This window comes from Algoriphagus halophilus (genome assembly GCF_041729275.1).
GTDB classification, from domain to species: domain Bacteria; phylum Bacteroidota; class Bacteroidia; order Cytophagales; family Cyclobacteriaceae; genus Algoriphagus; species Algoriphagus halophilus_A.
The window spans coordinates 4,281,853-4,308,379 of the sequence record NZ_CP146486.1 but is presented as its reverse complement, the minus strand read 5'-3'; the positions used below and the strand labels follow the sequence as shown (position 1 = coordinate 4,308,379).

The window sequence follows — 26,527 nt, the reverse complement described above, 5'->3', positions numbered from 1 at the left end:
ACATAGATGCAGAAAATCGATTCTTCCTATCTTGTAATCGGAACAAGCTATCCTATTTCTTGACTTGAATTTATTTACACTGATCTTCGCAGCCTTTCTTTTAGCCATGTTGGCTTGGGCTTTTTACTTTTCCAAATCAAAAAAGAGTGGATTAGAAATCCCTAAACTTTTCCCTTCAAATTGGAGAAGCTTTTTAGAGAATGAAGTGCAATTTTATTCCAAACTTCCTTCAGGAGAAAAACTTCGGTTTGAATCTGATGTATTAGAATTCTTGAAAAGAGTGAAGATTACAGGAGTAAAATGCGAAATCAATGATGAAGATCGTTTACTGGTAGCAAGTAGTGCAGTAATCCCCATTTTTGCATTTCCTGAATGGCAATACAATAGTCTTTGTGAAGTACTTTTGTATCCAGATTTATTTACTGAAAAATTTGACTTCACAGGTGACCACCGTTATACTTCAGGAATGGTAGGTAGTGGAGGAGCAATGAATAATGTAGTGATTTTTTCAAAACCAGCTCTTTGGCAGGGGTTCGATAATAAAAGCGATAAATCCAATGTAGGAATTCATGAGTTTGTCCATTTATTTGATAAACAGGATGGTAGTATTGACGGAATACCCAATATAATTATGAACCATCAAATGGTCTTACCATGGCTTCATATGATCAATTCAACAACTTCCGAAATTATTTCTGGAAAAAGTGATATCAATATCTACGGTGCAACCAACCGACAAGAATTCTTGGCTGTGGTAAGTGAGTATTTTTTCGAAAGGCCAAAGCTACTTAAAAAGAAGCATCCTGAATTATATCAAATACTTTCCCAAGTTTTTAAGACCGATTTAGCCAGCAAAATTTAAACACAACTGATTGATATACAATTTTTTACAGACTAATCCAATGCAGGATAGTTTTTGAAAAATATCTTCTTTATTTCAAGTTGTAATTGATTTTTATCCAATCTGTCCATTTCGATGCGAAAATTATTCCTTCTCTTTTTTATGTATTACTTCTCAAGTATAATAACTCAAGCCCAAGAGCCACCTAAGGAAGTTGCCGGGTTTCCAGTTAATTACGACGAGGAGGCAATTCCTCCTTACAGCCTTCCAGACCTGTTAACCTTGGAAAATGGTCAAACCGTAAAAGATGCCAACACCTGGACCAAAAAACGAAGACCTGAATTACTTCAAGCTGTAGCTGATTTACAATACGGTAATACCCCGCCAGCTCCTAAAAAAATCAACTACGAATATTATGAAGCTGAAGGAAAAGCCTTCAACGGGAAAGCAATTCGAAAACAAGTCAGAATTTACCTTACCGATAACAGCCAGGAGCATCCAATGGACCTTTTGATCTATCTGCCAAAAAATGCCACTAAAGCAACTCCCTTGTTTTTTGCGATTTCATTTACTGCCAATAACCAAGCTGTAGATGACCCTGAAATAAGAATTGGAGAGACATGGAATGGAGAAGGCCAAAAGGTGAGGGCAGATCAACCGAGTAGATTCCGGGCTACCAATGTGGAGCAGTTTATAGCTGCTGGCTATGGGTTTGCCACGGTGTACTATGGTGACATTGATCCCGATTTCAAAGACGGTTTTGACTATGGAATTCGAAAAGAGTTTCTAAAACCGGGTGAGACCAAACCTAAAAACGACGAATGGGGAACCATCTCAGCTTGGTCCTGGGGACTGAGTCGAGCCATGGACTATTTCGAAAAAGACCAACAAATAGATGAAAATCGAGTCGCTCTAATGGGTTTTCCAGATTGGGAAAAACGGTTCTGTGGACAGGGATACGGGATCCCCGATTCAAAATGATCATCGCGAGTTGTTCCGGAGAAGGTGGTGCCGCCATTGCCAGAAGGGATTATGGAGAAAACATCAAACATATGTCTGCACCATCCAGGTATGCATATCAGTTTGCTCCCAACTACCATGAATACTCCACTCATCTCGAAGATTTTCCTTTTGATGCCCATTCCTTGGTAGCTATGATTGCTCCTCGCCCGCTTTTACTCCAAACAGGAAGTACCGATTATTGGTCCGATCCCAAGGGGGAATTCATCGCTGCGCAAGAGGCGAGTAAAGTATACCAACTTTTCGGGGAAAACGGGCCAGAAGGAAATGAAATGCCTCCAGCGGGAGACACTTCTCTAATCCATAACAAGTTGGGATATTACATGCATGATGGAGGTCATGGGACAATCCCCTCTGACTATCCCGTTTTTATTCAGTTTATGAACGAATTCCTATAAATCAGTAGGAAATCGGTAGTTCTACCATGGTCTGATCCCAACCTATTCTCATGACTGCTTTGTTATTTCCTAAATCTTCAAAACGAATTGAGAAAGATTCGACCACTTGTTCACTGCTTTTGGATGGAACGGTAAAGCGGATAACATCTTTACTTTCATCATAGCTGAATGCTCCCCAATAATCCAAATCTGAATTCAAAATGATGGTCCATTCATTCTCTCCTGGAATTGCAAACATGGAATAGGTGCCTGCAGAAAGTGATTTGCCTCCCAAAGTCAAATCTTGAAAAGCTTTAAATTCCACCGCTTCATTCGCTCCAAGTCTCCATACTTTACCAAAGGGTACTATTCCTCCGAATACTACTCGTTCGGCTTTATTCGGTCTACTGTAGTAAGCTTTAGCGATCGCCTTTTCACCAGGCTTTCGGTCATGAGCAAAGTTGTCTGGCAAATAAGCTACGTCCATTGGACTTTTATCGGGGCCTCTAAATGTCTGTGCGTCGGATACAGATGCGATCCCTACAAGGAGTAAAATGGAAAGAATTAGGTTTTTCATCGATTCTATTTTATTTGGTTAAGAATAGTACCCAATATTAAAACAAAAAACCTTGAGAAAATGGATTCTATATGACAAAACCCATTTTACCTAAAAACTCTAACTCATTGATTTTTGGAAGCTTAGATAAATATGGATAAATTCAATAAGAATTATCTGAACAGCTTTTTTTAAGTTTTGACGCTTGGATTTTTGAAGGAATGTATTGCTCTATTCAAGCAGGCATAATTACCACTACCAAGGAAATTCAATCATGGTAGCATCTCCTGGCTTTTAGGCACCATCAAGTCAAGGGATGATTAGTTTATAAAAACTAGAGGTTCGTTTTTAAAATTTTTAAGCCCAAGATTATGGAAGAGCAAGAGTTGATTAAAAATAAATTTATAAGGACCCAAAAGGCATTAAGCCTTAAACCCACTTTAGGATTGGGAACCGGAGTATCGGTATCACGAATTACCAGAGGTTTATCCTGTGAAATCCGTGAAGGTGATTACGTATATCATACAGATATGCCAAGTCAAGTGGGCGGTAGTGAAACCGGTCCAACTCCAGGGGTTTTAGGAAGAGCTGCCCTGGGAAGTTGTCTCGCCATTGGGTATATGATGTGGGCCTCTAGAATGGATGTGCCAATTGATAGTCTAGAAGTTCATATTTCTGCAAGCTATGACGACGGAGGATTGTTTGATACGTCTGATTCTCCTCCCGGGTATGGTGTGGTAGAATATTTAGTAAAAGTAAAAGTCCAGCCAGTAAAGAGGAAGTGGAACAGGTACTAGACCAAGGAGATAAACACAGTCCCTATCTAGATGTGTTTTCAAGAGCACAACATTGTATTAGAAAAGTAGCATTTGAAACTAATTAACCCACTGTCATGCATCCTGATTTACAACGAAGAGTTCAAAGATACGGCTGGGACAAAGCCTCTGCTTACTATGAGGAAAGTTGGCAAAAGCAACTGAAGCCGGCTCATGATTTATTATTGGAAACAGCTCAAGTTCAACCTGGGGAATGTATTCTGGACATTGCAGCGGGAACTGGATTAATCACATTTCGCTTAGCAGAATTGACCGGTGAAGAAGGTTGTATTCTCGCTACCGATATCTCAGATGAAATGGTGAAAATCGGCTCCCAAAGAGCAAAAGCGAAAGGCTACCCTCATGTTGGTTTTAAAAGAATGGACACCGAGAATCTGGATGTAGAAGATTCCTCATTTGACCTAGTTACCTGCGCCTTGGGGATCATGTATTTTCCTGATCCAGACCATGCTTTAAAAGAGATGTATAGAGTATTAAAACCAGGAGGAAGGGCAGTAGTGGCTATTTGGGGGTCAAGAAAAAATGTGGTTGGGCAGAAATATTCCCAATTGTAGATGCAAGAGTCAGTTCAGATGTTTGCCCCATGTTTTTCAGTTTGGGAGAACAGGATGTAATCAAATTTCCCTTTGCAAAAGCTGGTTTTACCAATATCAACATCCAAAAATTGAAGTAAACCTACCCTACTCCAGTGATGAGGAGGCTTGCCAAGCATCTTTTATGGGCGGACCGGTAGCAATGGCCTATTCACGATTTGATGAACAGACCAAAGAAGAAGCACAAAAAGAATACATCGAGTCTATTCAGCCTTACAAAACAGCTACTGGGTATGACATACCTGGAGAATTTGTCGTGGCTATCGGAATAAAACCTCCTTCTGATTGAAATCCTTCAGATCAAGTTCATCAAACGGCTCCTGATACTAGATTTCATTTTGTCCCCATTTTTGGATTAATTCAAATATTATTTGTTTTTTGAACCTTTTAAGGCTTTTTCAGGAAGCCGAAAATTTTTCATTTCAACGGCATATACGTGAAAGCAGCAGTAAGGCGTCAGTATGGAGATCAAGATTCTATTACCATAGAAAACTTTCCGAACCCAATCCCCAAAGAGGATGAATTATTGATTCGGGTAAAAGCAAGCACCGTAAATAGAACAGATTGTGCCAACCTTACTGGTAAGCCCTTTATCATGAAATTGATGCTTGGCTTTTCCAAACCCAGAAAAATTATTTTGGGGACTGACTTTGCAGGAGAAGTGATGCAAACAGGCAGCCGGGTAAAATCCTTTAATCCTGGAGACCGGGTGTTCGGTTTTTTTGACATGGGATTGGGGTCTCAAGCAGAGCAGGTATGTGTCAAAGAAGATTTGGTCTACTCCATTCCTGAAAACATCGATTTTCCTTTAGCAGCTGCGGCCTTGGAGGGAGCTCATTATGCCTACTCCTTTATCCACTATGTGACGATTCAACCTGGTCAAACGATGCTGATCAATGGGGCCACTGGAGCAATTGGTTCTGCATTAGTGCAGTTTGCAAGAATGTTTGACATTCACATCACCGCCACTACCAATACTAAGAATATTGATTTAATCAAATCCCTCGGAGCTGATCAAATTATCGATTTTACCAAGGAGGATTTTACCCAAACTACCGAGAAATATGATTTTGTTTTTGACACGGTCGGTAAAAGCACCTTTGGCGCCTGTAAACCCATACTAAAAGAAAATGGCATTTACATTTCTTCTGAATTGGGACCTAATTCCCAAAATGTACTTTTCGCTCTTGCCACAAAATTCAGTAAGAATAAAAAAGTCATCTTCCCTATCCCCTTTAGTTTGAAGAAAACCATTCCTTATATGATCGATTTATTGGAAAAAGGAAAATTCAAACCGGTTATTGACCAAAACTTCACTTTGGGTGAAATCTCAGAAGCCTATAAATATGTGCTTTCTGGCCAGAAAACAGGAAATGTGATCATTCACCATTAGGACATTTCGTATTGAACAAAACTTGCCCATCTTAACTCCTATGAAACTCAGTCAAAGCTTTTTGAATCCATTCCTGATCGCTTCCCTGATCATTTTCATGTCCTGTAATGAAAATAAAAAAGTAGAAAAACAGTCGAATGAACTTGTCCTCTCTAAATCTAAATACCAAGATCAACTCTATGGTTTTTGGTTGGGAGAATGCATTGCCAACTGGACGGGCTTAGTGACCGAAATGGATAAAATCGGGAATATAGGAACCATAAAAACAGGAGATTTTTACACTAGAAATGATTGGGGCCAGCCTGACCAACCGAGTATTTGGGCAGAAGGGATCCCAAGTGATTTATCTCCGACCATTGACTTCGTATTTGCTGATGAAGACGAAATATGGGGATCCGATGACGATACGGATATTGAATATCTATATCAATTCCTTTTAGATCAACACCAGACTTCTTTTCTTTCAGGAGAACAAATAAGAGCAGGTTGGTTGAATCATATCAAATCAGAGGAAGAGAATTACTTGTGGGTATCCAATCAAAAGGCCTTCGATTTGATGCAAGAAGGTGTTATCCCCCCACAAACCAGTGATCCGGAATTGAATGAGCATTTTGAGATGATTGACGCTCAATTGACCACTGAAATCTTTGGTTTATTTGCTCCTGGGCGGCCGGATATTGCCAGGAAAATGGCAGAATTACCCATACAGACTACTGCCAGAAATGAAGCCGCTTGGATATCTGATTTTTATGTGACCATGTATTCCCTAGCTTCCCTGGAAGATACCACAATGAGTAGAAAAGACCGGGTATTTTGGATGGCAGAAGAAGCAAAACATGTCCTGCCTGAATCTTCGTATCCCTCTCAAATGTATGACTTTGTAAAATCAAAATACGAGTCGGGAATTCCTTGGGAGCAAGCGAGGGATTCTGTTTACTTCAGATACCAAGTTGAACAATTGGACGGATATGACATTACGTCCAGAAACCTCTATTGCAATGGTTGTTTTGCTGCAGGAATAAACTTTGCGTCGAGCTTAGTCAGTTTATTCTACGGAGAAGGCGATATAATTGAGACGATTAAAATTGGGGCTTTGGCAGGTTGGGATTCTGATAATCCCACCGCTACTTGGGGAGGTATGCTTGGTTTTATGATTGGAAAAGAAGGAATCGAAAAAGCATTTGGAAGGACCTTTTCTAATCAATTTAATATCCATCGAACGCGAATTAATTTTCCCAATGGGGGAATTGACACCTTTGAAAACATGGCAAAAACCGGCATATCCATAACTGAACGAGTGATTTTGAATGAAATGAATGGAAAAGTTGACACGAAAGAAAATACTTGGATTATTCCTTTAAAGTAGCTTTTCCCAACCTCTACATCACCCCTGTGTTGCACATTTAACAGGTAATTAATCTTTAACTCCGCCTCAAAATCAATTTCTTTTAAGAAATTAAGGAGTCCAAAGTCGAACCCACTATGCAAAGACGTCCATTTCTTCAGAAACTCACCTTATTTTCAACGGCGGTTTTATCTATTCCTCTGGATAGCTTAAGTAAAACCATTCAAAATGAGCCAAAGAAATTACGGTTTATTGTCGCTTCTGACGGGCATTTCGGTCAACCAAATACGGATTACATCCAAACCCATTCTGTATTGATGGAATCCATCAACAAAGAGGAACAAGTAGAATTTGTGGTGTTTAATGGGGACTTGGTTCATGACGACCCTAATTTTTTACCCCAGGTAAAAATGTATTATGACTCCCTAAAGTCCCCTTATTTTGTAACTCGTGGAAATCATGATCGCGTAGCAAATGGTGAATGGGAAAATATTTGGGGTTATCAAGAAAATCACTCCTTTCAAGCCAAAGATGATTCAGGGGTGATTTTACTAAACTGCTCCAATCAAGCTGGAGAATACCTTTGCGGAGATGTAACTTATTTGAAATCAAAATTAGAGGAGTATAGGACGCTATCTCATGTCTTTGTTTTCATCCATATATCACAAAATGACTGGACAAGACATGGGGTAAAATGTGATGAGTTGCTTGAAACGATTAGCAACTACTCAAATGTCAAAGCCGTATTTCATGGGCATGATCATGATGTGGATGGAATCATGATCAATCGGGGAAAACCATATCTTTGGGATGGTCATTTTGGAGGAAGCTGGGGCAACCCTTTCCATACCTATCGTGTAGTTGAAATTTTGGAAGATGGAAAAACCATCACCTACCTCAAAACCGTGAAAGACGGCACAGTCCTAAATGGTCATTCACTCTGATCCACTATTCAAAATATTCGAATTTAATTACTGAATGTCTTTACTAGAAAAATTCAACACGAACCTCAGAACATCAACTTTCAGGAAGTAATCCAATACATAGACGAACATTTTCAGTTCACTCCTACCCGATTCCAAAATGGATCTTTACTCAATGAATCCAACCAAAATAATGGGTCATGTAAAATCTTTTCTTTTGCGAAATTGATGAGTTTAAATCCTTCACAAACACTTCAATTATTTGGTGACTATTACCGAATAGATGTCTTAAAAAATCAAGAAGGGGTTGACCATCAAAATATCCGGAATTTCATGAAAACGGGTTGGGAAGGTATCTCTTTTGAAGGAGAGGCATTAACTCCCTTATAAAAAAGATCCGAAAACTTCCGGATCCTTTCACGATTCAAAAACCTATTAACTTATGCGCATTCCGCACTTCTGGGATGCTGCTTTCCCTGAAGATTTTTATACATCCAATTCCCCTTCAACTCCTACCTTCATGGGTTTACCTGTCACCAGGCCGAAGAGCATTTTGGCTCCTGCCAAACCAGCGCCATGCTTGGTATCCCAATAATGTCCTGCTTCCGGAGAAAATTGAATGATTGAAATTCTTGGATCGTCTTTGCCTTGGGGAAACCAATTTTTGGCGATTCCATCCCAAAGTTCATGAATCATCTTTTTATCCTGGGAAATTTTTGCCGTACCCCTGAGCTCTAAAAATTCCATGGAACTGGTTTTTGAAAGAAGAGTCTTGCTTTTGGATTATTGCTTATTTCGGCATTTTTAGCACTTTCTATAGAACTTAGAAACCAAAGTGTTCCATCCTCATCCGATTTTTGAATGCTCATCGGTCTTGCGGATTGGTTTTCGTCAAATGATACTTCAGTTTGAAAAAAACATAAGCCTGAAGAATCTACCATCTCTCGGATTTTACTCACCGCAGCCTTCCCACTAAGATTTTCCACATTTCTTTGTTTTGTTTCTTTTGTTGAAGTTTCCATATTATTTGTTTCATCTAATTCACCTAACTCGTTGCAAACCTCACTCCAAACAACGATAAAATACACGGAACAGAATACAAACAACTGACAAACAGTTATTTAAATAAATTCAATGACAATTAACCTGTCAATCCAACTAGGGTACCTTCAAACTATTTTGTCAATACTTACCCAATGTGAGGTAAAAACTTCCAACAGGATCATTCCTTGATTTATCGTATTTTTAAACAATCCTTGAAGAGTTGTATGAAAACAGGAAAACCGGCAAATTCGGCTGCAGGCCCTAAAGCAGTATATCATGCTATGAGCAAAGCTTTTGAAGCTATGAAGCTAGGCAAGACCTTTAAAATCCTTGGCGATTTAAATCAAAAAGGAGGGATTGACTGCCCAGGATGTGCATGGCCAGACCCTTCACATCGATCAAAACTTGGTGAATACTGTGAAAATGGAGTGAAAGCCATCGCAGAAGAAGCGATGGATGCTAATGCGGATGCCGCATTTTTTGCGCGTCATTCCATTGAAATGATGCGGGATCAAACGGATTACTGGTTGGGGCATCAAGGAAGGTTGACCCAACCGATGAGGATCAAAAAAGGCGAAGCTCATTATTCACCAGTTTCCTGGAATGAGCTATTTGATACCATTGCATCGAAACTCTCCGGCTTGGCATCGCCCAATGATGGAATCTTTTATACTTCGGGGAGAACCAGCAACGAGGCAGCATTTCTTTACCAACTTTTCGTTCGGATTTTTGGAACGAACAACATGCCCGATTGCTCCAATATGTGCCATGAATCCAGTGGGGTAGCCTTAAGCCATACTTTGGGGATAGGAAAGGGTTCGGTAAAACTGGAAGATTTTTACCAGTCGGAACTGATCTTGATAGTTGGACAAAACCCTGGGACGAACCATCCAAGAATGCTTTCAGCTCTAAAAAAAGCGAAAAGCCATGGTGCGAAAATAGTGGTCATCAATCCACTCAAGGAAGCAGGTCTTATCCGTTTTGAAGACCCTCAATCTGTTGCTGGAATGCTCGGAATTGGAAGCTCAATTGCTGACCTATACCTGCAAATTAGGATCAATGAGGATGTAGCCCTATTTCAAGCCCTTTCATTAAAACTTTTGGAATTGGCCAAAGACCGTCCAAACATCATCGATTCAGCATTTATAAATGAAAAAACAGATGGGTTTCAAGCCTTCAAATCCCACTTGGAAACTCAGGATTTCCAACAATTGATCGAGCGAACAGGCCTTCCAATGGATCAAATTGACCAATTAATCCAGCTCTTGACCGAACGCCATCAAATCATCGCCTGCTGGGCCATGGGACTAACACAACATGTCAATGCCGTGGATAATATCCAGGAAATTGTAAACCTATTGTTGTTGAAGGGCAGTATTGGGAAACCTGGGGCTGGCACTTGCCCTGTCCGGGGTCATAGCAATGTGCAGGGGATCGCACCATGGGAATCTGGGAGCGACCCAGTAAAGAGTTTTTAGAAAGCTTGGCCTCTACGTTTAATTTTGAACCACCAAGAGCACATGGAGTAGATGTGGTAGCTGCGATACAATTAATGCACGAAGAGCCTGGAAAAGTATTCATGGCCATGGGAGGGAATTTACTTTCGGCAGCCCCGGATACTGCTTATACCAAAACAGCGCTGGAAAATTGTGGCATGACGATTCATGTTTCCACCAAATTGAACCGTTCACACCTTTACCCTGGAGATATTGGTTTTATCCTTCCTTGTTTGGGTAGAACTGATATTATCCAGGAGCAATCTGGAATCCAGAAATTGACGGTTGAAAATTCCATGGGAATGGTGCACAGTACTCAGGGGAATCAAAAGCCTAGGTCGGAACATTTGCTTAGTGAGCCCCATATCATTTCGCAAATAGCTTCCCGAACGGTGGGAAATAAAATAGTCAACTGGGATTCACTGATCCAGGACTATGATCAAATCCGTGAATTAATCAGTAAGTCAGTGAAAGGATTCGAGTCCTTTAATGAGAAATTGAAAAACAATGCCGTTTTCGAACTTCCCAATGGCCCTAGAAAAGGAACGTTCACGAATGACATTGGTAAGGCTCGGTTTACTGTTAATTCATTGCCCGATTACCATCTGGAGGAAGATGAACTGATGATGATGACCATTCGGAGTCATGATCAATTCAATACCACGATTTACGGGATGGATGATCGGTATCGGGGTATTTATGGCATCCGGACGGTGGTGCTAATGAATAAATCCGACATTGCTACATTTGCACTAGACCTTCAGAAACCTGTTACATTATATAACTCTTACGGGCAGAAGACCCGGAAAGTAGTGGGATTGACCATTATTCCTTATGACATTCCCAGAAGATGTATTGCCACCTACTTTCCAGAATGCAATGAATTGGTTCCTCTTCAACTCAAAGCCCGAAAAAGTAATACGCCTGCCAGTAAATCCGTCAAAGTAAAAATCAGTCAGGCTTAAGCTTTCACAAATTAATTATCATATTTATTGATCAATTTAACATCAATCACCTCTATGAAATCCCCTCTTGTTGCTTTTCTGGCACTACTTCTTTTTCAATCTCAGCTTGCCAATCCAGTAGAAACACTGTGAAGCTTTCTTCTGAAGAAAAATCAAAAATCAAGGACTTTCAATCGCTCATTCCCAAAAAAGACAGCTTGTATCATGTTCTAATCGCGACTTCGGAAGGTGATATGATGGTCAAGCTTTACAATGAAACGCCAGTCCATAGAGATAACTTTATTCAAAAAGTGAAAGAGGGATATTATGATAATTTAGAATTTCATCGGGTCATCAACGATTTTATGATCCAGGGAGGGAGACCCAATCCCTCCCCTGACGGAAGTCCTCACCCCTATTCCAAAGAATTAATTCCCGCTGAGTTTCGGACAGACCAACACATTTATCATAGAAGAGGTGCATTGGCAGCTGCCAGAACAAATAACCCTGAAAAAGCCAGTAGTAGTACCCAATTTTACATAGTTCAAAGGAAACCCTATACCCTGCCCCAATTAGAAGAGCATGCAGAGGAAAGGGAACTGACTTTAAATGATTTCCAAAAAGAATTATACACTTCTATTGGCGGTACACCCCATTTAGATGGTGCCTATACAGTATATGGAGAGTTGGAAAAAGGTTTTGAGGTGCTGGATAAAATTGCCACCACTACCACCGATGAAAGGATCAGCCTACCACCGCCATCCGCATGAAAATGTACCTGCTTAACCAGCCAAAACAGCTTAAATAAAAAATTCCATAGCTTGGTTTTCTTTCAAAAATTTTAACTATAGGAAAATAATTTTTCTTTCAACCCTATTTCAGCTTAATTTTGACCCAGATAATTTCCTGACATGAAACTATTAAAACCCATCACTTTAATCCTTTGTGGTTTTCTGCTTTTCTCTTGTTCCCAAGAACCAAAAGCACCTTCAGAACCTAACTTTCTCTTCATTCTGGTAGATGATTTAGGGTACAATGATGTGGGATTTATGGGTAGTGAATTTTATGAGACTCCTCATCTTGACAAGCTCGCCTCCAAGGGAATGGTGTTCACCAATGGATACGCCAATAGTGCAGTTTGTAGTCCCTCCAGGGCAAGTTTAATGACTGGTAGATTCACTGTTGTGCATGGAATTATGACTCCACCAATTTAGACCCTTTGCGAGGAGGAAAAGGATACCAGTGGGAAGGTGGTATTCGTATTCCTTACCTGGTATACGTTCCTTGGCTTCAAAACAATGGCAACAAGAACGACACCCCCGTTACCGGAGTGGATTTCTTACCTACCCTATTGGATTACGCAGGTGTCAGTGAAATGCCAGAAGGACTTGATGGCACTAGTCTTCGACCTCTTCTTGAAGGGGGAACGTTGCAAGAGCGTGCTCTATATTGGCATTACCCACATTATGGCAACCAAGGTGGAGAGCCTAATTCTACCATCAGAAAAGGAGATTGGAAATTAATCCATTACTGGGAAGATGGTCATGAAGAATTGTATCATCTTAAAAATGACCTAAGCGAGGAACAGAATGTATTAGGCGAAAATCATGAGATCGCCGAAACATTATCCCAACAATTACTAGATTGGCTCCATGAGAGAAATGCCAATTTTGCCAAGCCTGACCCACTTTACAATCCAGATTCAGCTGCCATGGTAGCAGAACGATATAGGACCACCTTAATTCAACGATTGGAAGATCAGCGAAAAGCCATGCTTTCCAAAGATTTTCAGCCGAATAAAGATTGGTGGGGCAGTAAAACCATTGACTAAAAAAATCTATTTATATCAATCACACTTTTTCAATCAACCCAACATCACATGAAGTACCGTAAACTTGGAAATACCGATATGGAGGTTTCTATTCTAGGTTTTGGAGCCTCTCCCTAGGAAATGTTTTTGATGAATGCACCGAAAAAGACGGAGTGGAAACCGTTCATTATGCGATAGACCATGGGGTTAACTTCTTTGACGTATCTCCTTTTTATGGGCTCACTTTAGCAGAAAAGAGGCTGGGAACAGCCTTACAAGGAAAAAGGAACGAAGTTTATCTGGCCACCAAATGTGGTAGATATGGACTTCAGGATTTCGACTTCTCCAAAAACAGGATTCTAAAAAGTATCGATGAATCCCTAACCAGATTAAAAACAGATTATGTAGATCTGCTGCAGCTGCATGACATAGAGTTTGTCGATAAGCAGCAAATTTTAGAAGAAGCCATGCCTGCCATTGAAGAAATCAAAGCGAGCGGAAAAGCCAGGTACATTGGAATCACCGGTCTTCCTGTGCGGTACTTGGCCCAAATCGTCAGGGAAGTGGAAGTGGATACGGTTTTATCTTGGGCACACTACAATCTCTTGGAAGATGAAATAAACGATGAATTGGTGCCCCTTTCAAAAGAAAAAGGATTTGGCTTGATGAATGCAGCTCCTTTGATGCAACGAATACTTTCAGATGCCCCACTTCCTGAATGGCATCGATCCCCTGAGGAGGTAAAGGCCATGCAGCCCATTTTATTAGAATTATGCGCCAAATACGGGCTTCGCTTGAGTGATGTAGCCCTGAGGTATGCCATGGATCATCCTGATATTGCGACTACCATTGTAGGAATGAATCGCCTATCCCTTATCCAACAAAATGTAGCTGCCGTAGATTTTAACATCCCAAGTCAATTGCTAGAGGAAATCACACAGCTTTTGGCTCCGGTAAAAAACAAAATGTGGTTTGAAGGAAACCCAGAAAACAACCTATAAATACCTATTAGCATGAAAGCATTAGTCATTACAGAAGTTGGAAAAACAGAAGTTCAAGAAGTAGAAAAACCAGGTGTGGGAGCAGGGGAAGTGTTAGTGCGGGTAGGAATGGTTGGATTTTGTGGCGGAGACTTGAACAGTTTCAGAGGGCTTTTCCCCTTGCAGGAATACCCAAATATTTTAGGACATGAAGTTGGTGGCACTATAGAGGAAATCGGACCAGGAGTACCTCCTGAAATCAAAGAAGGCACCAATGTCACGATCTATCCTTATCAAAACTGTGGAACTTGTAAAGCATGTAGAAAAGGCAGGCCTAACTCCTGTAAAACCAATAAAACCATGGGGGTAAGACGTCCGGGTGCGATGACTAGGTACATTTCCGTGCCTTATCAGGACACTTTTTCTTCAGAAAAATTATCCCTTCGGGAACTTGCTTTGGCAGAACCTCTGACTGTGGGCTTCCATGCAGCAGAAAGGGGAAGAATTTCTGAAGAGGATATAGTCGCTGTACTGGGTTGCGGCATTGTGGGAATGGGGGCGATTGCTTCAGCAGTGGAAAGGGGAGCTCAAGTGATAGCCGTAGATCTGGACGATAAAAAATTGGAGATCGCCAAGAAGATTGGAGTCGCCCACACCATCAATCCAAGTAAAGAAGACCTACACGAAGCCCTTCAAAAGTATTCGAATAATGATGGCCCTGATGTCATCATTGAGGCGGTGGGAAGCCCCTCTACCTATAGAGCTGCCGTAGAAGAAGTAGCCTTTACAGGAAGAGTGGTCTGCATCGGATATGCAAAAAAGGATGTGGATTTTAACACCTCCCTATTTGTTCAAAAAGAAATAGAAATCCTTGGTTCCAGAAATTGTTTGGGTGACTTCCCTAGGGTCATTCAATACCTGGAAGAGAGAAAGTTTCCAGTTGATGAGGTCATCAGTAAAGTGGTTACCATAGACGAAGCCCCTCAAACCATGATAGACTGGGATGCAAATCCCGTGGGAATCACTAAAATTATGATTGACTTTGACCGAGAATACCATGATTAAATCTTGCGCAACAATCGCTCTTGTACCTGAAATCAATTATGGTCCCTGGATTTTTTGGAAGGATCTGGAAAAAGGGATGGAGAAAGCTGCTGAACTAGGCTTTGATGCCATTGAATTATTTACTCCTGCTTCTACTACTGTAGAATTTGATTTCTTACATGAGTTATTGACCAAATATCAATTAGCGTTAGCAGCGGTAGGTACCGGAGCCGGAAAAGTCATCCATGGGCTTACACTTACCGACCCGGATCCGGGGATTCGAAAAAAAGCAATTTCCTTTATTTCTGATATGATTGCCTTTGGGGCAACATTTGGCGCTCCTGCGATAATAGGTTCCATGCAAGGAAATGTCCTGCCGGGCAATGACCGAAACCAGACTTTATCCTGGTTAGCGGAGGGATTGGAAATTCTGGGAGAAAAGGCCCGAGAGCAACATACATTTTTGATTTATGAACCGCTCAACCGCTACGAAACCAATTTATTGAATACGATGAAAGCAGGGGTTGAATTTCTGGAAAAACTGGAAACGAAACAGGTAAAGCTCCTTGCTGATCTATTCCATATGAATATCGAGGAAGCGGATATTTCTAAAAGTATACTCGAAGCAAATGGACACATTGGCCATATTCACTTTGCCGATAGCAACCGAAAGCCAATTGGCTTGGGACATACGGAAATGGCCCCTATTGCAAAAGCAATCAAGGACATCCAATACTCAGGGTTTATTTCAGCAGAAGCATTCCCTGAACCAAGCCCTGATGAGGCTGCCATTCAAACCATTCAATCATTTAGAAAATTTTTCAGTTAACAACCACCCTCATGCAACGATTTTGTCTAACCCTGGATTTAATTGATGATCCGGAATCCATTCAAGAATACGAACAATATCATGCGCCAGGAAGTGCCTGGCCAGAAGTGACCCAACATGACATTGACTGTGGAATTACAAATATTGAAATTTTCAGGACTGGAAATCGAATGTTTATGATTCTGGAAACAGTGGATGAGTTCACATTTGAAGAAAAGGCTAAAATGGATGCTTCTAATCCTAAAATTGCGGAATGGGAAAACCTTATGTGGAAGTATCAACAGGCTATTCCATGGGCAAAACCCGGAGAAAAATGGGTGCTCATGAAACGCATTTTCAAATCAGGAGAATAAAACAGTGATGACAATTGGTTTACGAAAAATCAGCCCAGTAGTAGGGGTATTTTTGGTCATTCTAGGCTCAGTAGGATTTATCTTACCAACTGCAAAATCCCCAAAACAAGTATTGGTCATAGGGATTGATGGACTGAGTGTGGAAGGATTTCAAAAGGCTAAAACCCCAAATTTGGATAAATTATTTTCAGATGGCGTTTTGTCTCTTCAAACAAGAGCGGTCATGCCTTCGGTCACTTTACCTAACTGGACCAGTCATTTGACTTCTGGAGGACCTGAACAACATGGGGTCACTACTAATAATTGGACTTTGGAAGCACATGAATTGCCGCCACTGGAAACAGATGCTGATGGATATTATCCTTCTATTTTTAAGGCATTAAAGGATGAAAACCCAGAGATAAAAACAGCATACTATTATAATGGGGGAATCTGATCAATTCCATCAATCAGAAATACCTGGATGAAGTAGGATTTGAGGAAAACGACGGTTACCGGGAGAATTATGATAAAGCCTTAGCCTTTGCAACAGCTTCTAAAGACTCCCCTTTCTTGATTTTCCTGTATACCGTGCACATAGATCATGCTGGCCATACGAATGGCTGGATGTCGAAAGAATACATCAAAGCCATCGAAGAGGCAGATAAAGCAATTGGAGATTTGGTTAAAAAAATGAAATCAGAGGATGTTTTCAAGAACACGAATTTCTTTTTGATCACGGATCACGGAGGAAATGAAAAGGGCCATGGAGGACTCAGCAAAGAGGAAATGGAAGTTCCTTGGGCTGTAGTAGGTCCTTCTATTTTGAAAGATCAAAAATTCCAAATCCCCAATAGCAACGCCAATACTGCATCGGTGATAGCATCCATTTTTGGGATGAAAGAATTACAGGCTTCTGCCATTGGTAAAACTCCTGCAGGAATATTTAAGAAATAAATAAAAATCCCGCATACTTGTAATACCCGAATAACCTGTTCCAAAAAACATTACTAACTCACCAACTCTTAATTTATGAGATTATCGATTTTTGGCCTTTTGGCGTTGTTTCTTGTGTTTGGATGTAGCAGTTCTGAGACTTCGGAAAAACTTCCAAGAATTGCGATTGCTGGATTGGCAATTGAATCCAGTACCTTCTCCCTGCCCAAAGTGATGCTGCTGCATTTAGAACTCGTGTAGGAGAAGAAATATTCAGCTATTATCCTTTTTTGGGTTCGGGTTCAGTAGACAGAGAAAGGGCCGATTGGTTTCCTACGTTGAGAGGTCATGCCATTCCTGGAGGAATAGTAACGAGAGAAGCATACGATTCATTGGTCGGTGTCACCTTAGAAATGCTCCAGGAAAATTTACCCTATGATGGATTGTTTTTTGATATCCACGGAGCAATGAGTGTGGTGGGATTGGATGATCCGGAGGGAGACTTCATTGTGAAAGTCCGCGAAGTGGTGGGACCGGAAACTTTAATTTCCACTTCCATGGATTTACATGGAAATGTATCTCAAAGACTTGCGAAAAACACCGACTTGATCACCTGTTATAGAATGGCGCCTCATGAGGATGCCCTGGAATCCAAACAAAGAGCGGTAGAAAACCTGCTCGATCGATTGGAAAGTGGAAAAGGTAAACCTGCTTATAAAGCATGGATTCCTGTTCCCATTCTACTTCCAGGTGAAAAAACCAGTACCCGAATCGATCCCGAAAAAGCTTGTATGCCAAAATCCCAAGCCAAACAGAAAAAGAAGGAGTCATCGATGCGGCCATATGGATCGGTTATGCCTGGGCAGATGAACCAAGAAACCATGCCGTGGTTATGGTCACCGGTGATGATGAAAAAGAAGTTTCTGAATCCGCAGAATATTTGGCTAATAGCTTTTGGGAGGTTAGAAATGAATTTGAATTTGTTGCCCCAGTTGCCACGTTGGACGAAAGTTTAAAAATGGCCTTAGAAAGCGATAAAAAGCCCTATATGATTTCTGATATGGGCGATAACCCTACTGCTGGTGGTGCAGGGGACGTTACCTGGACGATTACGGAAGTTTTGAAAAGACCTGAATTCAAATCAGCAGATGGCCCTACTTTGATCTATGCATCCATTCCCGGGCCCGAATTCGTTGAAAAAGCAATGGAAGTGGGTGTGGGAGGAACAGTTGAAGGAACTGCCGGTGCAGCAGTAGATGACCGTTTTGCTCCACCTGTACCCTTAAAAGGTACCGTAGAATTCATCAAAGAAGGTGATCGGGCTGCAGAAGTAGAAGTAGTCGTGAGAATTGGTTCAGTCCATGTGATTGTCACTAAAAAACGTAAGCCTTATCATAATGAGAGTGACTTCACCGAATTGGGATTGAAGCCAAGGGAAGCCGATATCGTGATGGTGAAAATCGGGTATTTAGTTCCTGAACTTTATGATATGAGAGGTGATTGGGTCATGGCTTTGACTCCTGGGGGTGTGGACCAAGACCTAGAACGATTGGGATACAAGCGCATCAACAGACCCATGTTCCCTCTAGATAAAGATATGGAAAACCCAGACCTTAGTACTCGGTTCATTCCTGCCTCGGATCAATAAGGGTGATCTATTAAAAAATTATTTTAAAATGCTGTTCTCAAAAGGAGCAGCATTTTTTTATCTTCAAACCAGATACACCCCAAGATTACATGAAAAAACTAAGTTTAGTCCTCTTACTTTTTGGAATTGGATTTTCTGTTATGGCTCAGGAAAAGGGCCCAACTGATGAGGTTCAAATCCAGAATTTAGTCCAAGAATCATTCGATGTCTTGTTTTCTGCCTATGACCTCGATCAAATAGATCAGTTCTATACTCCTGATATTAAAATATTGGAAAATGGCGAAATCTGGGACATGGATATCATTAAAGGCATATTGACAAACGCTAAAAGCCGAAACTCCGCAATACGGACCAATAAATTTGAGTTTATAGAAACCCATGTGGATGGGGATATGGGATATACGGTCTATCATAATTACGCCACGTTTTTAAAAGAGGGAGAAGTAATTCGTGAGATACATTGGATTGAAAGTGTAGTTGCCCTCAAAACTGAAAATGGCTGGAGAATCAAAAATCTACATAGCTTCCCGGCCGCTGAAAAAAGTAATTGTATGAAAGCGCTACACTTAATTCTATTCTTCTTCCTGATAGGTTCTGGACAGGCTAATTCCCAAGAAACCAGTCCGATTTCAAAAGCAACAAAACAGGTATTGTTTTTAGGAAACAGCATTACCTATGCGGGACAATACATCACCTATGTAGAAACCTATTATCGCCTTAAACATCCAGAATCCTCCATAGAATGGATCAACTTGGGATTACCAAGCGAAACGGTATCCGGTCTATCTGAAGAAGGGCATGCAGGAGGTGCTTTCCCCCGCCCTGATTTGCATGAAAGATTATCCAGGGTGTTTAATCAGCTGAAACCCGATTTGGTCTTTGCCAATTATGGAATGAACGATGGAATTTATAAGCCTTTGGATGACCTTCGGTTCCAAAAATTCAAAGACGGTATCCATTGGCTTGCCCATGCTATTTCAACAATGGGAGCAAAAGGGGTCTTCCTGACTCCCCCTGTTTATGACCCTGCAAAAGGGGAAGCCTATGCAAATGTCTTGGACAACTATTCGGACTGGATGCTTAGCAAGCGCTATACGGATCATTGGGATGTCATTGATACGCACTGGCCCATGCGGAAATTCCTGGAAGGAAAAAGAAAGGAGGACCCAAGCTATTACCTAGCAAAAGACGGAATTCATCCCGGTCAAACGGGTCATTGGCTGATGGCCAGGGAAATCCTCTTTTTTCTAGGTGAAACAGAAGTCTCTGCTTTTGAAGAGTTCAGTGAGGCTATTGAAGATATGCCTAATTCCAGAGAACTTCTGGAGTTAATCTCCAACAAACAAGCAATTCAAAGGGATGCATGGCTAAGATCAACGGGACACTTAAGGCCTGGGTTAAACGAAGGGCTTCCTATGGAAGAAGCACAAAAAAGATATCTGAACTAGAAAAGCAGATTCAAAGCTTAGTAAATTAAGGGATGCAAAAAGGTAGGTTGGAAGCATTTAGTGACGGGGTATTGGCGATCGTCATTACCATCATGGTACTGGAAATCAAAGTCCCTCATGGTGACGAACTATCAGATTTAAAGCCCATTATTCCAGTGTTTTTAAGTTACATCCTTAGCTTTATTTACCTTGGAATTTACTGGAACAATCACCACCATTTGATGCATACTGTCAAGGAAGTTTCCGGTGGGATCCTTTGGGCAAACCTGCATCTTTTATTTTGGCTTTCTTTGGTCCCCTTTGTGACCGGCTGGATGGGGAAAACAATTTTGCTCCGATGACATTGGCCTTGTATGGGTGCATATTGCTTCTGGCAGCAATAGCCTATTTCATCCTTCAAAACAGAATCATTCATGTTCATGGAAAGGATTCTCTTTTAGCAAAAGCTCTTGGAACAGATTTGAAAGGATACTTATCTCCGGTCTTCTATATCCTTGGTATTATCTCCAGTTTTTTCATCCCTTGGCTTGCAGGGGCCTTTTATATCCTCGTGGCCTTCATGTGGCTCATCCCCGATAAGAGAATAGAAAGAATACTCCGAGAGGTAGAAAAAAGAAGACTGAAAGCATAGAATTCAATGAAAATCAACACAAAAATAGTTCTCTCCTCCAGTGCGGTGTTTTTAGGAATACTTGGTATTTCTTTAAGCTTCTTTCCTCAGGAACTCTCCCTATTCCTGAATCTCCAGGCAGCCTCTTTTCTTTTTTTGCAAGTCATGGGGGCACTGTATTTTGGTTTTGCCATGGTCAACTGGATGGTCAAAGGCAGCACGATTGGCGGAATTTACAATAGACCAATCGCAATCGGTAATTTCAGTCACTTCGCGATCGGTGCTTTGGCTTTACTTAAGTACGCTACTAAGGAGATGGATTCAATCCCTATCTTAATTTTTACAGCGGCTTATACTGTTTTTGCGATAATTTTTGGCCTAATTGTATTTACACATCCTTTAAACCGAACCTGATGGAAAACTTACATAAAACCTCATTCCAGTTTATCAGCGAACCTTCCGACGTGAATTTTGGAGGGAAAGTGCATGGGGGAATGGTGATGAAGTGGATTGACCAAGCCGCATATACCTGTGCCAGAACCTGGGCAGAGACCTATTGTGTCACTGTTTATGTGGGAGGAATTAGGTTCTATAAGCCAATCAATATAGGAGAAGTCATCAAGGTGGATGCTGCTGTAATCCATACTGGTAATTCCAGTATTCATATTATGGTGGAAATTTATTCCCGTGATTTCTCAGTACATGAGTTTGAAAAAAGACGCATTGTATTATCATTTTTGTTTCGGTAGATGAACATGGAAACCCTAAAAAAGTCAAGCCCTGGGTACCACAGACCGATCAAGAAAAGAAACTAGAAGAATATGCGACTAGGTTAAAAACGCTGAGGGAAACCATTCATAATGAAATGCGACCCTTCTTTAATGAATAATAAAACGATCAAGGCTCCGGAAAGGAGCCTTGATTGTTAATGTGCTTTTTCTTAAACAACTTAAGTGCTGTTTCAACTATTCCAAATGCCACAAAACCTATGATTAAGCCAATAAGAATCTCTTTGATGATCGAAGGCCAAGTTGGTAATAAATGGTGAAAATAGTCTATGTTATGAACGAAAATCCCTCCTGAAACCAAGATCAAGGCAATCGTGCCAATCACTCCCATACTTTTTATCACCTTAGGCAAAGCATTGACCAATACCTTCCCCACTTTATCGGAGAAACTATTCTCCTCCTCATTCAAAGCGATTAATTTATAGCCAAATTCATCCATTCTTACGATCAGCGCCACAATCCCATAAACTCCTACTGTAGCAATTAATGCAATGATAGACACCACTATAATTTGGTTTAAAATGGGTTTCCCTACTACTGTACCCAAGGCTATGATGATGATTTCTACAGAGAGAATAAAGTCAGTGACGATGGCAGACTTAATTTTCTCCTTTTCATGTTTCAGTATTTCTTCTTCTGTCAGATTTTCCGCTAAAGAAACCTCTTTATTGTGTGGATGAGGCATCAAATATTCATAGATTTTTTCAGCTCCTTCAAAAGCCAGATAAACCCCTCCGATCACCAGAATGACGGTAACGGCAATGGGAACAAAGGCACTTAATAAAAAGGCTACCGGTAGAATAATCAGTTTGTTCAGAAGGGAACCTTTGGTAATAGCCCATAAAACCGGAAGCTCTCGATCGGAGACAAAACCAGAGGCCTTCTCTGCATTGACAGCCAAATCATCCCCTAAAATTCCTGCCGTTTTTTTCGCAGCAACTTTACTCATCACTGAGACGTCGTCCATCAAAGTGGCTATATCATCCAGTAAAGCAAATAATCCTGAAGCCATCCTATTAACTAATCAAATTTGAAATTCCTCATTTAGCCTGTGAAGATAACGCTCCATCAAAGTCTTCCAAAAACTATTCTTTTATCTTTTCTAAAAATAAATCTTCAACGTAAAACTGCCAATCCGAAAATCTCTTGGCTTGATTCGCCAAATGCACATGATGATCTTGATCCAAAACGTAGTCATCCGGTTTATTCAATGCCCTGGTTTTGCCGTATACCTTTTCCAGTTCTGACTCAATGGAATTCCATTGCGCTTCCATTCCTGCTAATTCTGCCTTTGCAATGGCTCGCTCCTCTCCACTGGGATGGTCTAATTTCGCCAGGGTGACCAAGGCCTGATTGGTAAATTGAACTGCTTTTGCTACTTGTTCATAAGCCTCTAAGTTATATTGATTCCTTTTTGCTGCTTTTTTGGAAGCCTCTATTTTGGATAATACCTCCTCCACAATTTCAAGATTCTCAGTTGCTTTAGAAACTCTCTCTTGATACTTTTCTGTCCATGTTCCAGGGGTATCCAGGTCTGGTAATTCGATCACTGCTTCCTGTATAGGATCTTCTATTCTCCTCAATCTGTTCCGGTCTTTCCCATCCAATAAGGCATTCTTCCAAAAGGCCACGGGATCTTCCAGACTTTCTACAAAAGCAAATTCCTCGGAGGCCAGTTTGGGTCCAAACATTCGCTGTCTAAAAGCAGTATGAAGCTCATCATCTGATCTTTTCTCTCCAGACCAGGTGTATTCAGCAAAGGTCGCAATCCCCCGTTGATAGAGTTCAAATAACGGGGAGTCGTCATCCCATAAGGTCAATAGCAATCCATCTGCTTCATTGTCGATGGAGCTTAAAGCAAAATCACGAATGTTCGCGGTATTGCTATTTTCCAATGGCATTAAATTCCATCGGGTTTGACCTGCGGTCGCCCCCATTACCTTGAATCCATTTTCAGTAAACCACTTCATGGCTTGATCATTTCCCGGCGACTCAGGCATGCTGTAATTCCAACGCATGTACACGCAATTTTTCGGGAATAAATCCACAAACTTATTTAGGTTGATTTCATTCTTTGCCCAAATACTATCCACTTGGGCTGCGGTAAGGTTTGAATTATAAATTGAACTATATACACCTGCATTTTTCAATGGCATATCATCCCAAAAAATCGGGGTCAAACCTCTGTCTTCTGCGTACTTACTTACTTTATTCAACCAAATAAGCTGTAGCTCAAGTGGAGACTTTCCACTATTCCTTCCGGTAGTATGTACTTCATCTCCCCCCACGTGTAAATAAGTGGCATGGGGAAATGCTTTCAATGCATCGGTGTATAAATCAAATTGTACCTCATACGTTTTTTCATTTAAGGGGTTGAAGGCCCAATCGCTGGCAGGATCATCTCTTAACTCCTCGTATTCAGGATGTTTCAAAATAAAGGAAGCATGTCCCAAACCTTGGACCAGAGGTGAGATCCGTATATTTCTGGCCATGGCATAATCTGAAATTGCTTTCCATTCCGCAATGGAAAAGGCATCAGAAGAAGCGACAACCGGTTGAAGTTCATACCCTAATTTATCCTCTATTTCAATGATGATCCCATTATTTTTAAAGCGGCCAGCCTATCCATCAATTCATAGTAATACTCTTTCTGTTCCAAATGATGTTTGACATCCAGCTGGATGGCCCGATAGGCCAAGGCTGGTTCATCCAAGATTTCCACCCTAGGCAGATAGGCTTCTTGGTCCTCCGCATCTTGGGTGATCTGATCCAAGGTCATCAACCCATACCATAAACCTGACTCCGAGTTGGATTGAATAAGAATCTCATTGGAAGTGATCGAAAGTTGATACCCTTCATGCTTCAAATTCAATGAAGAATTCAATACCAATTCAATCGAACCGGCATCAACAGCCTCTAGTTTCCCTCCTGAAGTAAATTCATTTTTCGCTTTTTCCAAATCCCCTCTGATGGATGATGGATCTATCGAGGAAGCTCCATTGAAATCTGCACGGGCAGGAATGGGAAGAAGATTGAAATTTGCCTCAGTATTGAGTTTTGGTTGACAGGCAGCAACAGCTGCTAGTAGGAGAAATAAGTGGATTAATCTGGTAAACTTCATTTAGGGTTTATTTATTAAAGGGAAAAAGTTTTTCATTTCAAGAAACAAAAATATAGAAAAATTGCCCAGTTTACCTCTGACTTCCAATAAAAGCGCTTCATTTCCAACGATTTTTTAGAGAATTCAACTTGATCCCACACTAAATACATGATCGGCATTTTTATTGGGCATTTTTAGTTAATTTTTAGGTTGAACCTTTGGTAATAATTACCATCAACCCAAAATTAACCCAGTAAAACATGATTACCCTCCTGATTATTCTGGTGGCCTTGGCTTTTATTATGGTGGCCATCGTCAAATATGACATTCATCCTTTTCTTGCATTATTCGTGGGAGCCATTTTTTATGGATTATTATCAGGAATGTCCACTGACCTCATTTTAAAATCTATTTCTGATGGATTCGGTGGGGTTTTGGGAAGTATAGGCCTGTTGATTCTTTTAGGTGTCATGATCGGTACATTTTTGGAGAAAACAGGAGGTGCATTAGTAATCGCTCAAAAGATTTTATCATGGATTGGAGAGAAAAGGGTGATTTCTGCCATGATGTTTAGCGGATATATTCTGTCAATTCCTGTTTTTGGAGACAGTACCTTTATCATGATGAATCCCATCAGCAAATCTCTTTCTCTAAAGGGGAAAGTTCCTTATGCTGCCACTACGATCGCATTGGCTTTGGGTGCGACCGCCTCGCATTCCTTGGTCCCTCCTACTCCAGGACCTATTGCCACCGCTGGTATTTATGAAGCAGACTTAGGCATGGTGATTTTCTGGGGCTTTATCGTCAGTTTGATCACTTTGATCCCTAGTTATCTATTTGTAAAAAAAGTAGTCTCTAAATTTCCCTGGAACCAAAGTTTGCGGTTTCTAATCCTGAAAATGAATTAAAGAACACTCCTACTGCTTTTAAATCTTTCTTACCAATTATTATTCCCTTGGTGCTGATTGTGATGGCTTCTATCGCCAAATATCCAACCCAACCTTTTGGAAACAATCTCTTCACTGATATCATCCTATTTTTGGGAAGTCCAGTGATCGCATTGCTATTAGGAACTTTCTTATCCTTTACATTGCCCGCTAAATACGACAAGAAATTACTCAGTTCAAGTGGTTGGATTGGAGAGGCCATATTGATCGCTGCCCCAGTTATTTTGATCACAGGGGCCGGTGGAGTTTTTGGAAAAATGCTTCAAAATTCAGGAATTGGAGATTTGGTAAGCTCCAGTTTAAGCGGCGCAAGCTGGGAATATTCTTACCATTTCTGATCGCCTTTTCCTTGAAAACAGCCCAAGGTTCCTCCACAGTTGCCATGATTACCACTGCTTCCATCATCGCTCCACTTCTAGGTACTTTAGGATTAGATTCTGAAACGATGAGAGTTTTTGCAGTATTGGCCACGGGAGCAGGAGCTATGGCAGTTTCCCATGCGAATGATAGTTTTTTCTGGGCGGTCACCCAACTTTCGGGTTTGTCCATTAAACAGGGAAATCAATCCCATAGTCTCGGTACATTCATCATGTCCATCACCGCAATTTCAATGATCTATTTGATCTCATTGTTTGTAGCTTAAGGATAATACTTGGTTTGTATCAAATGACCATCAGTTCAAAACCT

At 40.9% G+C, this 26,527-nt stretch carries 37 protein-coding genes and 1 pseudogene; 32 read left to right on the top strand and 6 right to left on the bottom strand.

Features of this window, described 5'->3' with window-relative positions:
* The first annotated feature begins 64 nt into the window (after positions 1-64).
* The 3 genes from V8V91_RS23130 (at position 65) to V8V91_RS23120 (ending at position 2,259) form a co-directional block, all read left to right on the top strand.
* Positions 65-862 (top strand): zinc-dependent peptidase, encoded by a 798-nt coding sequence (locus V8V91_RS23130; protein ID WP_373397428.1) that lies wholly within the window; start codon positions 65-67, stop codon positions 860-862.
* Positions 863-976: 114 nt separating this feature from the next.
* Positions 977-1,822, top strand: a complete 846-nt coding sequence (locus V8V91_RS23125) for a hypothetical protein (protein WP_373397427.1) — start codon at positions 977-979, stop codon at positions 1,820-1,822.
* A complete protein-coding gene (locus V8V91_RS23120) occupies positions 1,819-2,259 on the top strand; it encodes a hypothetical protein (RefSeq protein ID WP_373397426.1) in 441 nt (146 codons plus the stop codon). The genes V8V91_RS23125 and V8V91_RS23120 overlap by 4 nt, the downstream gene beginning before the upstream one ends.
* Position 2,260: 1 nt before the next feature.
* Here the strand turns inward: V8V91_RS23120 and V8V91_RS23115 are convergent, their stop codons facing one another.
* Positions 2,261-2,815: a DUF2911 domain-containing protein gene (locus V8V91_RS23115; protein ID WP_373397425.1), complete on the bottom strand. Its 555-nt coding sequence runs from the start codon at positions 2,813-2,815 to the stop codon at positions 2,261-2,263.
* A 350-nt stretch (positions 2,816-3,165) separates the two neighbouring features.
* On the opposite strand from V8V91_RS23115, the gene V8V91_RS23110 reads away from it, so the two are divergent.
* From V8V91_RS23110 to V8V91_RS23080, 7 genes are all read left to right on the top strand, one after another.
* A complete protein-coding gene (locus tag V8V91_RS23110; RefSeq protein ID WP_373397424.1) occupies positions 3,166-3,591 on the top strand; it encodes an OsmC family protein in 426 nt (141 codons plus the stop codon).
* 95 nt (positions 3,592-3,686) lie between these two features.
* Positions 3,687-4,184, top strand: coding sequence for a class I SAM-dependent methyltransferase (locus tag V8V91_RS23105; protein WP_373397423.1), 498 nt, complete (start codon positions 3,687-3,689; stop codon positions 4,182-4,184).
* Positions 4,185-4,206: 22 nt separating this feature from the next.
* Positions 4,207-4,512: a hypothetical protein gene (locus V8V91_RS23100; protein ID WP_373397422.1), complete on the top strand. Its 306-nt coding sequence runs from the start codon at positions 4,207-4,209 to the stop codon at positions 4,510-4,512.
* A 147-nt stretch (positions 4,513-4,659) separates the two neighbouring features.
* Positions 4,660-5,616, top strand: coding sequence for an NAD(P)-dependent alcohol dehydrogenase (locus V8V91_RS23095; RefSeq protein ID WP_373397421.1), 957 nt, complete (start codon positions 4,660-4,662; stop codon positions 5,614-5,616).
* A 40-nt stretch (positions 5,617-5,656) separates the two neighbouring features.
* Positions 5,657-6,982: an ADP-ribosylglycohydrolase family protein gene (locus tag V8V91_RS23090; protein WP_373397420.1), complete on the top strand. Its 1,326-nt coding sequence runs from the start codon at positions 5,657-5,659 to the stop codon at positions 6,980-6,982.
* A gap of 116 nt (positions 6,983-7,098) precedes the next feature.
* Entirely contained in the window at positions 7,099-7,905 is an 807-nt protein-coding gene (locus V8V91_RS23085; protein WP_373397419.1) for a metallophosphoesterase, read from the top strand.
* Between the two features lie 30 nt (positions 7,906-7,935).
* The gene (locus V8V91_RS23080; protein WP_373400796.1) at positions 7,936-8,274 is read left to right on the top strand and encodes a HopJ type III effector protein; all 339 of its coding nucleotides are present in this window, start codon (positions 7,936-7,938) and stop codon (positions 8,272-8,274) included.
* Positions 8,275-8,370: 96 nt separating this feature from the next.
* On the opposite strand, the gene V8V91_RS23075 is transcribed toward V8V91_RS23080, so the two are convergent.
* Both V8V91_RS23075 and V8V91_RS23070 read right to left on the bottom strand, forming a co-directional pair.
* On the bottom strand, positions 8,371-8,631 hold the full coding sequence (locus V8V91_RS23075; protein WP_373397418.1) for a pyridoxamine 5'-phosphate oxidase family protein: 261 nt from the start codon (positions 8,629-8,631) through the stop codon (positions 8,371-8,373).
* Positions 8,619-8,906 (bottom strand): pyridoxamine 5'-phosphate oxidase family protein, encoded by a 288-nt coding sequence (locus V8V91_RS23070; protein WP_373397417.1) that lies wholly within the window; start codon positions 8,904-8,906, stop codon positions 8,619-8,621. Before V8V91_RS23070 ends, V8V91_RS23075 begins: the two co-directional genes overlap by 13 nt.
* Positions 8,907-9,152: 246 nt before the next feature.
* Between V8V91_RS23070 and V8V91_RS23065 the strand changes: the two genes are divergently transcribed.
* The 19 genes and pseudogenes from V8V91_RS23065 (at position 9,153) to V8V91_RS22975 (ending at position 21,754) form a co-directional block, all read left to right on the top strand.
* Entirely contained in the window at positions 9,153-10,406 is a 1,254-nt protein-coding gene (locus V8V91_RS23065) for a molybdopterin-dependent oxidoreductase (RefSeq protein ID WP_373397416.1), read from the top strand.
* Entirely contained in the window at positions 10,370-11,389 is a 1,020-nt protein-coding gene (locus V8V91_RS23060) for a hypothetical protein (protein WP_373397415.1), read from the top strand. Before V8V91_RS23065 ends, V8V91_RS23060 begins: the two co-directional genes overlap by 37 nt.
* Before the next feature lie 128 nt (positions 11,390-11,517).
* Positions 11,518-12,138 (top strand): peptidylprolyl isomerase, encoded by a 621-nt coding sequence (locus V8V91_RS23055; protein WP_373397414.1) that lies wholly within the window; start codon positions 11,518-11,520, stop codon positions 12,136-12,138.
* A gap of 141 nt (positions 12,139-12,279) precedes the next feature.
* The gene (locus tag V8V91_RS23050; RefSeq protein ID WP_373397413.1) at positions 12,280-12,582 is read left to right on the top strand and encodes a sulfatase-like hydrolase/transferase; all 303 of its coding nucleotides are present in this window, start codon (positions 12,280-12,282) and stop codon (positions 12,580-12,582) included.
* Between the two features lie 5 nt (positions 12,583-12,587).
* Positions 12,588-13,199, top strand: coding sequence for a sulfatase/phosphatase domain-containing protein (locus V8V91_RS23045; protein ID WP_373397411.1), 612 nt, complete (start codon positions 12,588-12,590; stop codon positions 13,197-13,199).
* A 152-nt stretch (positions 13,200-13,351) separates the two neighbouring features.
* On the top strand, positions 13,352-14,179 hold the full coding sequence (locus V8V91_RS23040; protein ID WP_373397409.1) for an aldo/keto reductase: 828 nt from the start codon (positions 13,352-13,354) through the stop codon (positions 14,177-14,179).
* 12 nt (positions 14,180-14,191) lie between these two features.
* Positions 14,192-15,223, top strand: coding sequence for a zinc-binding alcohol dehydrogenase family protein (locus V8V91_RS23035; RefSeq protein ID WP_373397407.1), 1,032 nt, complete (start codon positions 14,192-14,194; stop codon positions 15,221-15,223).
* The gene (locus V8V91_RS23030) at positions 15,216-16,031 is read left to right on the top strand and encodes a TIM barrel protein (protein WP_373397406.1); all 816 of its coding nucleotides are present in this window, start codon (positions 15,216-15,218) and stop codon (positions 16,029-16,031) included. The genes V8V91_RS23035 and V8V91_RS23030 overlap by 8 nt, the downstream gene beginning before the upstream one ends.
* 11 nt (positions 16,032-16,042) lie before the next feature.
* Positions 16,043-16,384: an L-rhamnose mutarotase gene (locus V8V91_RS23025; protein WP_373397405.1), complete on the top strand. Its 342-nt coding sequence runs from the start codon at positions 16,043-16,045 to the stop codon at positions 16,382-16,384.
* Positions 16,385-16,391: 7 nt separating this feature from the next.
* Positions 16,392-16,820 (top strand): alkaline phosphatase family protein, encoded by a 429-nt coding sequence (locus tag V8V91_RS23020; RefSeq protein ID WP_373397404.1) that lies wholly within the window; start codon positions 16,392-16,394, stop codon positions 16,818-16,820.
* Positions 16,817-17,320 (top strand): alkaline phosphatase family protein, encoded by a 504-nt coding sequence (locus V8V91_RS23015; protein WP_373400795.1) that lies wholly within the window; start codon positions 16,817-16,819, stop codon positions 17,318-17,320. Before V8V91_RS23020 ends, V8V91_RS23015 begins: the two co-directional genes overlap by 4 nt.
* Before the next feature lie 75 nt (positions 17,321-17,395).
* A complete protein-coding gene (locus V8V91_RS23010) occupies positions 17,396-17,560 on the top strand; it encodes a hypothetical protein (RefSeq protein ID WP_373397402.1) in 165 nt (54 codons plus the stop codon).
* A pseudogene (locus V8V91_RS23005) lies at positions 17,506-18,263 on the top strand (M81 family metallopeptidase); the annotation flags it as partial. The gene V8V91_RS23010 and the pseudogene V8V91_RS23005, both read left to right, overlap by 55 nt.
* A 54-nt stretch (positions 18,264-18,317) precedes the next feature.
* Positions 18,318-18,947, top strand: coding sequence for an MlrC C-terminal domain-containing protein (locus V8V91_RS23000; RefSeq protein WP_373400794.1), 630 nt, complete (start codon positions 18,318-18,320; stop codon positions 18,945-18,947).
* 89 nt (positions 18,948-19,036) lie between these two features.
* Entirely contained in the window at positions 19,037-20,395 is a 1,359-nt protein-coding gene (locus V8V91_RS22995; protein ID WP_373397401.1) for a GDSL-type esterase/lipase family protein, read from the top strand.
* Positions 20,396-20,427: 32 nt separating this feature from the next.
* On the top strand, positions 20,428-20,736 hold the full coding sequence (locus V8V91_RS22990) for a TMEM175 family protein (protein ID WP_373397400.1): 309 nt from the start codon (positions 20,428-20,430) through the stop codon (positions 20,734-20,736).
* Positions 20,733-21,026 carry a hypothetical protein gene (locus V8V91_RS22985; protein ID WP_373397399.1) on the top strand — a complete coding sequence of 98 codons (294 nt, stop codon included), beginning with the start codon at positions 20,733-20,735 and terminating at the stop codon, positions 21,024-21,026. Before V8V91_RS22990 ends, V8V91_RS22985 begins: the two co-directional genes overlap by 4 nt.
* 6 nt (positions 21,027-21,032) lie before the next feature.
* On the top strand, positions 21,033-21,419 hold the full coding sequence (locus tag V8V91_RS22980; RefSeq protein ID WP_373397398.1) for a hypothetical protein: 387 nt from the start codon (positions 21,033-21,035) through the stop codon (positions 21,417-21,419).
* A complete protein-coding gene (locus tag V8V91_RS22975; protein WP_373397397.1) occupies positions 21,419-21,754 on the top strand; it encodes an acyl-CoA thioesterase in 336 nt (111 codons plus the stop codon). The genes V8V91_RS22980 and V8V91_RS22975 overlap by 1 nt, the downstream gene beginning before the upstream one ends.
* A gap of 148 nt (positions 21,755-21,902) precedes the next feature.
* On the opposite strand, the gene V8V91_RS22970 is transcribed toward V8V91_RS22975, so the two are convergent.
* From V8V91_RS22970 to V8V91_RS22960, 3 genes are all read right to left on the bottom strand, one after another.
* A complete protein-coding gene (locus tag V8V91_RS22970) occupies positions 21,903-22,805 on the bottom strand; it encodes a DUF808 domain-containing protein (RefSeq protein ID WP_373397396.1) in 903 nt (300 codons plus the stop codon).
* 73 nt (positions 22,806-22,878) lie between these two features.
* Complete coding sequence (locus tag V8V91_RS22965; RefSeq protein ID WP_373397395.1) at positions 22,879-24,285, bottom strand: family 20 glycosylhydrolase; 1,407 nt, start codon at positions 24,283-24,285, stop codon at positions 22,879-22,881.
* Between the two features lie 89 nt (positions 24,286-24,374).
* Positions 24,375-24,914: a glycoside hydrolase family 20 zincin-like fold domain-containing protein gene (locus V8V91_RS22960; protein ID WP_373397394.1), complete on the bottom strand. Its 540-nt coding sequence runs from the start codon at positions 24,912-24,914 to the stop codon at positions 24,375-24,377.
* Between the two features lie 239 nt (positions 24,915-25,153).
* Here V8V91_RS22960 and V8V91_RS22955 point away from each other — a divergent pair, with 239 nt between their 5' ends.
* From V8V91_RS22955 to V8V91_RS22945, 3 genes are read left to right on the top strand one after another with little or no spacing between them, the layout of a single operon-like run.
* Entirely contained in the window at positions 25,154-25,801 is a 648-nt protein-coding gene (locus tag V8V91_RS22955) for a GntP family permease (protein WP_373397393.1), read from the top strand.
* Positions 25,753-26,178, top strand: a complete 426-nt coding sequence (locus tag V8V91_RS22950) for a hypothetical protein (RefSeq protein ID WP_373400793.1) — start codon at positions 25,753-25,755, stop codon at positions 26,176-26,178. Before V8V91_RS22955 ends, V8V91_RS22950 begins: the two co-directional genes overlap by 49 nt.
* A gap of 11 nt (positions 26,179-26,189) precedes the next feature.
* Positions 26,190-26,483 carry a hypothetical protein gene (locus V8V91_RS22945; RefSeq protein WP_373397392.1) on the top strand — a complete coding sequence of 98 codons (294 nt, stop codon included), beginning with the start codon at positions 26,190-26,192 and terminating at the stop codon, positions 26,481-26,483.
* Positions 26,484-26,527 lie beyond the last annotated feature (44 nt).

What these genes read in the sequence shown, in the direction of transcription:
- V8V91_RS23125 (WP_373397427.1), top strand. Translation starts at nt 977, where the DNA reads ATGCGAAAATTATTCCTTCTCTTTTTTATGTATTACTTCTCAAGTATA.
- V8V91_RS23120 (WP_373397426.1), top strand. Translation starts at nt 1,819, where the DNA reads ATGATCATCGCGAGTTGTTCCGGAGAAGGTGGTGCCGCCATTGCCAGA.
- V8V91_RS23115 (WP_373397425.1), bottom strand. Translation starts at nt 2,815, where the DNA reads ATGAAAAACCTAATTCTTTCCATTTTACTCCTTGTAGGGATCGCATCT.
- V8V91_RS23110 (WP_373397424.1), top strand. Translation starts at nt 3,166, where the DNA reads ATGGAAGAGCAAGAGTTGATTAAAAATAAATTTATAAGGACCCAAAAG.
- V8V91_RS23105 (WP_373397423.1), top strand. Translation starts at nt 3,687, where the DNA reads ATGCATCCTGATTTACAACGAAGAGTTCAAAGATACGGCTGGGACAAA.
- V8V91_RS23090 (WP_373397420.1), top strand. Translation starts at nt 5,657, where the DNA reads ATGAAACTCAGTCAAAGCTTTTTGAATCCATTCCTGATCGCTTCCCTG.
- V8V91_RS23085 (WP_373397419.1), top strand. Translation starts at nt 7,099, where the DNA reads ATGCAAAGACGTCCATTTCTTCAGAAACTCACCTTATTTTCAACGGCG.
- V8V91_RS23075 (WP_373397418.1), bottom strand. Translation starts at nt 8,631, where the DNA reads ATGGAATTTTTAGAGCTCAGGGGTACGGCAAAAATTTCCCAGGATAAA.
- V8V91_RS23070 (WP_373397417.1), bottom strand. Translation starts at nt 8,906, where the DNA reads ATGGAAACTTCAACAAAAGAAACAAAACAAAGAAATGTGGAAAATCTT.
- V8V91_RS23065 (WP_373397416.1), top strand. Translation starts at nt 9,153, where the DNA reads ATGAAAACAGGAAAACCGGCAAATTCGGCTGCAGGCCCTAAAGCAGTA.
- V8V91_RS23060 (WP_373397415.1), top strand. Translation starts at nt 10,370, where the DNA reads ATGGGAATCTGGGAGCGACCCAGTAAAGAGTTTTTAGAAAGCTTGGCC.
- V8V91_RS23050 (WP_373397413.1), top strand. Translation starts at nt 12,280, where the DNA reads ATGAAACTATTAAAACCCATCACTTTAATCCTTTGTGGTTTTCTGCTT.
- V8V91_RS23035 (WP_373397407.1), top strand. Translation starts at nt 14,192, where the DNA reads ATGAAAGCATTAGTCATTACAGAAGTTGGAAAAACAGAAGTTCAAGAA.
- V8V91_RS23030 (WP_373397406.1), top strand. Translation starts at nt 15,216, where the DNA reads ATGATTAAATCTTGCGCAACAATCGCTCTTGTACCTGAAATCAATTAT.
- V8V91_RS23025 (WP_373397405.1), top strand. Translation starts at nt 16,043, where the DNA reads ATGCAACGATTTTGTCTAACCCTGGATTTAATTGATGATCCGGAATCC.
- V8V91_RS23020 (WP_373397404.1), top strand. Translation starts at nt 16,392, where the DNA reads ATGACAATTGGTTTACGAAAAATCAGCCCAGTAGTAGGGGTATTTTTG.
- V8V91_RS23010 (WP_373397402.1), top strand. Translation starts at nt 17,396, where the DNA reads ATGAGATTATCGATTTTTGGCCTTTTGGCGTTGTTTCTTGTGTTTGGA.
- V8V91_RS23000 (WP_373400794.1), top strand. Translation starts at nt 18,318, where the DNA reads ATGGCCTTAGAAAGCGATAAAAAGCCCTATATGATTTCTGATATGGGC.
- V8V91_RS22995 (WP_373397401.1), top strand. Translation starts at nt 19,037, where the DNA reads ATGAAAAAACTAAGTTTAGTCCTCTTACTTTTTGGAATTGGATTTTCT.
- V8V91_RS22990 (WP_373397400.1), top strand. Translation starts at nt 20,428, where the DNA reads ATGCAAAAAGGTAGGTTGGAAGCATTTAGTGACGGGGTATTGGCGATC.
- V8V91_RS22985 (WP_373397399.1), top strand. Translation starts at nt 20,733, where the DNA reads ATGACATTGGCCTTGTATGGGTGCATATTGCTTCTGGCAGCAATAGCC.
- V8V91_RS22980 (WP_373397398.1), top strand. Translation starts at nt 21,033, where the DNA reads ATGAAAATCAACACAAAAATAGTTCTCTCCTCCAGTGCGGTGTTTTTA.
- V8V91_RS22975 (WP_373397397.1), top strand. Translation starts at nt 21,419, where the DNA reads ATGGAAAACTTACATAAAACCTCATTCCAGTTTATCAGCGAACCTTCC.
- V8V91_RS22970 (WP_373397396.1), bottom strand. Translation starts at nt 22,805, where the DNA reads ATGGCTTCAGGATTATTTGCTTTACTGGATGATATAGCCACTTTGATG.
- V8V91_RS22965 (WP_373397395.1), bottom strand. Translation starts at nt 24,285, where the DNA reads ATGGCCAGAAATATACGGATCTCACCTCTGGTCCAAGGTTTGGGACAT.
- V8V91_RS22960 (WP_373397394.1), bottom strand. Translation starts at nt 24,914, where the DNA reads ATGAAGTTTACCAGATTAATCCACTTATTTCTCCTACTAGCAGCTGTT.
- V8V91_RS22955 (WP_373397393.1), top strand. Translation starts at nt 25,154, where the DNA reads ATGATTACCCTCCTGATTATTCTGGTGGCCTTGGCTTTTATTATGGTG.